Below are 4359 nucleotides of genomic sequence, written 5' to 3'. Positions count from 1 at the left end.
AGCAAACCAAAACCGCATTTAAGAACTTCTACTGGAGCTGGCAGCACGGCGCTTTCAATCCGATTCACTTCTACGATATCGTTTCCACAAAGCTCATGGTTTCGTCAGAAATCCTGGCGGCTACACCAATGATTACCCTGGCCATCCTCGGCGGCGGCGCTTATGCTATGACCAACATTGCCGGGGCCGCGGGTAAATCGGCTTCCAGCAAGACCGATGCGTCTTCAGCGTCGCCCAAGTTACGTAAGGTGGAACCGCTGTTTGGTTATTCGGGCAACAAGGTCTCAAATGCCGGCCGGCATGTCGGTCGCCAGTATTCACGGGGAGCATCGGTACCCGATCCCACGGCAGGTGCCCAATCCTGGTTGGGAACAGGGCAAATGCGCAAAGCGCTCAGCACTCAGCTTAGTGCGGCCAAAGCGCGAGTGTCCACATTGACCAATAAACGTGTCGGCGCTGTTCAAGCCATCGGGTCAGCTGTATCCAAACAGGGCGTTGGTGCCAGTTATACCACCACCGGTGGTGGCACCCAAACAGTTACCGGCCAGGACATGCGGTCGGTGCAAAGCGCTATCCTGGACCGTGTTGGGGGAAGTTCCCGGTTGTCTGACCAGAAAAAGGCGGACCTTACATCTTATTTTCAGGGATATGCTGCCTTGGCGGCGGATACGCCCAAGGGAAAGCGGGGAAAAAAGGAGAGGCAACAGCTTAAGGACCAAATGTCTCACGATTTGTCATCGGGGCGGTTAGGCGTTCAGCTAAGCGCAAAAGAGGCAGCCGAAGCCGCCCACGACTGGATCAAGGCGGCGAGCAAGGAGGGCAGCGTCGACCTGCAACATGTGCGCAGTGGTTCTCTGGCGTTTAGTGAAGCCGCTCAGCTTACCCGGGCAGCAGCCACATCGGAGAATGTCTCCTTTGACAATGAAGCGCGGGATGTCGAATCTTATTCCAACCAACTCGAAGAAGCCGAAATGGAACAAAAGCGTCTGGAGGAAACCGCCAGCACCATGGAGGCCTTCGAGCGAGCCATCGGTGGTAGTTACGCAGACATCATATATCAGAATTGGCAACAAGGTCTCCCGGTCGTAACGAAGTGGAACCCCGACCGTTTCCGAGGGCTGACTCATGCCGGGGTTAAACAAGGATTCATTACTGCCGATCAGGCAAACGAAATGAACCATACCTTCCATCAACAATATGACCAGAATCTCGATTTCATTCGTCGCCAGGACCCCCGGTTAACGTCTTCTCAAGCCGAATCATTGGCCGGGTTCAAAACCTGGGTGGATTTTAACTCCGGTGGTGCGTCTGTGCGATTCGACAATCTGCTAAATCAGGAAAAGGGCGCTGTGCTGAAGGACTATATCGGCCCAGGCCAGGGGCCCGGGAAAGAGTTTCTCAAAACACATGGTGATCGCATGGCTGAGGGAGAACGCATTCAAGGCCCGGTCAAGTCCGGTAAACTAGCGCAGCTTCTCGACAATCAGGGCAAAGGCCCCACTTCCCTCTATTCCTCCATCAAAAATGGCGCCAACGATGGAATGGAGCGCCTTTCGTCTCCGGAAGCCGCCTTTGATGCCGCGACAACCGAGGCCAAAGAACGGTATGCCGAAGGTGCCAACAATGCTAAGGAGCAGTATAAGAACAATGGTCATCATCGTAAGTACAATGCTCGGAAAAGGGCCTTCAATGCTCAATGGGAGAACAGTTATTACGCGGCTGCCGTAGAAAAAGCCGCCAGCATGTCCGATGAGTTTCAGGAGCAGATTACTCAATTCAAAACCACCGGGGCTTCTGTCGGATATGCATGGGACCAGCTTGGAAGCAAATTCAACAAACGACTGGCGGCCCACCAGTCTGAGGTTATTGCCGGCCTTGAAAAACGGCTGGAAGAGGTCAATGCTCAAATACCAAAAGCCTCATCAGAACCCACGTTGTTCGGTTTTGGAGACAGTGAAAAAACAGATTTGATACAGGAAAAGGCGGCTTTGGAACAAGACATAGCAGAAGCCAAGGCATTCCGTACAGAGCTGCTCAATACCTCTGGTGATCGGCCCTCCCCCAAGGAGGTGCTGCAACAGAGCTACCGCCATGAGGCCAACCTGATGGGGCTGTCCGAACTGGGCACCAAGACCTATATGGCGACTCGCATGGCCGCCTACGAAAATGGAAATTTACCCTGGACGGACCAAGAAAAAACCTTGCAGGAATTGCGGCCCCGGATGAAAGACTTCAGCGGCCCTAATGCCAATGCACAACACAACGAAGCCATGCGCGGCTGGCTCATGGCTTACAAAATTGCTATAGAGCGCAATGGTACTGCCGGATTCAGTCCATGGCAAGATTATGACAATATATACGACGTAATGAGCAGGGGGCCTGAACCGATGGGTGCGAAAAGCGATTTCCCCAAAGAAAACAAGAGCAGTGAATTGACGAACACCATGGGTCACCGACCACAAGGTACCACCTGGTTCTTGAACCCGCTTTCCAAGTCAACCGATACGCCGAACAGGTGAATGGATAGCGGGCACGGCCGGATAATAGTCGAACATTCAATACAGTTAATCGCTGTACCAAGGAGAAATCTCATTACAGCCCAAGTTAAATGCATTCAGTGCCAATGGGCTAGGATCATTCTCTACGTCGTAGTATTCTTCCTCATCAAATACATCTTCCCATGTCGGCGCCTCCTCCGGCGGATAAGCGCGCATGGCCGCCAGGGCCAACCAGGCCCCCAGGTTCGCCAGTACCGCAAACAAGATGATGGTCCCCGGCATCTCTATGAGCACCGCGCGCACGAGAACCACCCCCGTAGCCAGCAGTACCAATACCGCCAGGGTGCTTTTCACAGGGTAGTTGTGCCAGATACTTGGTGTGACTTCTCCTGCCTCTGCGCCGGTGGCCGCTTGGGCCACTTCCTGCGCTTGGCGTTTCTGGTCACGAACGACCAGTGCCACAGTTAGGATTACGATACCTACGGCCAGTCCAATCATGTACCACATCTCGAATTCTCCTTCCGTTCATTCCTGCCACAACATCTTGTGGCCTTATCCAGGTTGACCCCTATTTCTGATTTTAATTCATTCGTGACAGGATAAACTCCGAAATTATCACTTTTTTGGCGCATATCCAGAACGATTCGGGATAGAAGAAAATCTTTGTCCATTGGTGCGGCGAAAGGTTCGAATTGCGTGTTGAGACCCATTGTTCTCTGAGGGGGCAGGGTGGCTATGTGCTTTGTTCCGCCACACCGTCCATCGGTGAACACTCCCGATGTCCGCCGAGCAAGAACCGGCCAGTATTTTGGTGAGACGGTGGGATCCTTTGGAAAAAACACCCCAAAACGCCTTTTTCCAACGTTTAGGTTTTATTCATGGCGTTGATGCCCGGCTAGAATCTTCCGCAACTCTAGGTGAATGGGCTCTGGCCAATGCGCGTCATTTTGATTTTGCTGTTGTCGTTACCCGTTGTGGCGTCTGCCAAGGATGCCCCTGCGCCCGACGACGACCGCATTATCTCCTCATGGCAAGTGGTCCATCCGGTGGTAACCGGTGTGATGTCCGCGCTGACCCTGGGATTGTGGCCCAGTCATTTTGGTAGCGATGCGAAAGAAAAACCGGCCGCGCTTTCAATGAACGAAGGATACGGCCCGGTCGCTTTTTCCTATGTCAAACAGTCCGCGCTACCCATATTTAGAACGACACGGAACATCGTTTGGGGAACGCTGTTCATATTGGCAGGATTTCTTGTGGTTAACCGGCTAAAGCAACGGAGAACAGCATGCCCAAACTGATGCTTGTAGCAGCTTTGGCTACTTTGGCGTTATCCGGATGTGTGGATGACGTAGACCGTTTTCTGCATCCAACACCTACAACAACTGAGGTTTTCCGCTGATGAAAAAACGGGTTGTCCTGGCGCCAGTATTGGCCATGGCAGTGGTTTTGCCCGGGTGCTCTTTCTTTTCCAAGGATGCCCCCCCAGTTATTTCCAAGCCATCAAAACCGACACATAAGAAAGATGACTGGATTGCACGCCAGGCTGAGTTCACTTATGTGAAAGACCCCAGCCGAAGCGACGTTGCACAATTTGTACGCAAAGAGCAGTTTGCCATCGGAAAAGCACAGCCCGTGACACACATTACCGTGGAAGTGGTGTGGGAAGATGCTGATTCCAAACCATCCGGCAGCAATGCGTTCGACCACTCCAACCGCCCCGTCTCCGGCGAGCTGCTGCACCATGCCACCTTTCATTTTGATTTAGGCAGCGCTTCACTGACTCAAGACACCTTGCGGGAGATGCGGGAAACCATTGACGCAATCAAGATCAAACCGCACCGCATTCTTGTGGAGGGGCATA

4 protein-coding genes are annotated in these 4359 nt (G+C 52.9%); 3 read left to right on the top strand and 1 reads right to left on the bottom strand.

The features are described 5' to 3' along the window. The coding region (locus ACOCD2_RS13265; RefSeq protein WP_419603661.1) for a hypothetical protein at positions 1-2519 on the top strand (2519 nt) is incomplete at its 5' end. Between the two features lie 45 nt (positions 2520-2564). Here ACOCD2_RS13265 and ACOCD2_RS13260 read toward each other — a convergent pair. Next, entirely contained in the window at positions 2565-3005 is a 441-nt protein-coding gene (locus ACOCD2_RS13260; protein WP_293688733.1) for a hypothetical protein, read from the bottom strand. Positions 3006-3415: 410 nt separating this feature from the next. Between ACOCD2_RS13260 and ACOCD2_RS13255 the strand changes: the two genes are divergently transcribed. Both ACOCD2_RS13255 and ACOCD2_RS13250 read left to right on the top strand, forming a co-directional pair. Continuing rightward, positions 3416-3796 carry a hypothetical protein gene (locus ACOCD2_RS13255; protein ID WP_419582839.1) on the top strand — a complete coding sequence of 127 codons (381 nt, stop codon included), beginning with the start codon at positions 3416-3418 and terminating at the stop codon, positions 3794-3796. Positions 3797-3896: 100 nt separating this feature from the next. Beyond that, a partial coding sequence (locus ACOCD2_RS13250; protein ID WP_293689368.1) for a hypothetical protein occupies positions 3897-4359 on the top strand: 463 nt, incomplete at its 3' end.

The sequence above is a fragment of the Thiolapillus sp. genome (assembly GCF_048562965.1).
Classification (GTDB): domain Bacteria; phylum Pseudomonadota; class Gammaproteobacteria; order Chromatiales; family Chromatiaceae; genus Thiolapillus; species Thiolapillus brandeum_A.
The sequence above is the reverse complement of the archived record's forward strand: the minus strand, read 5'-3'. Positions and strand labels throughout refer to the sequence as shown.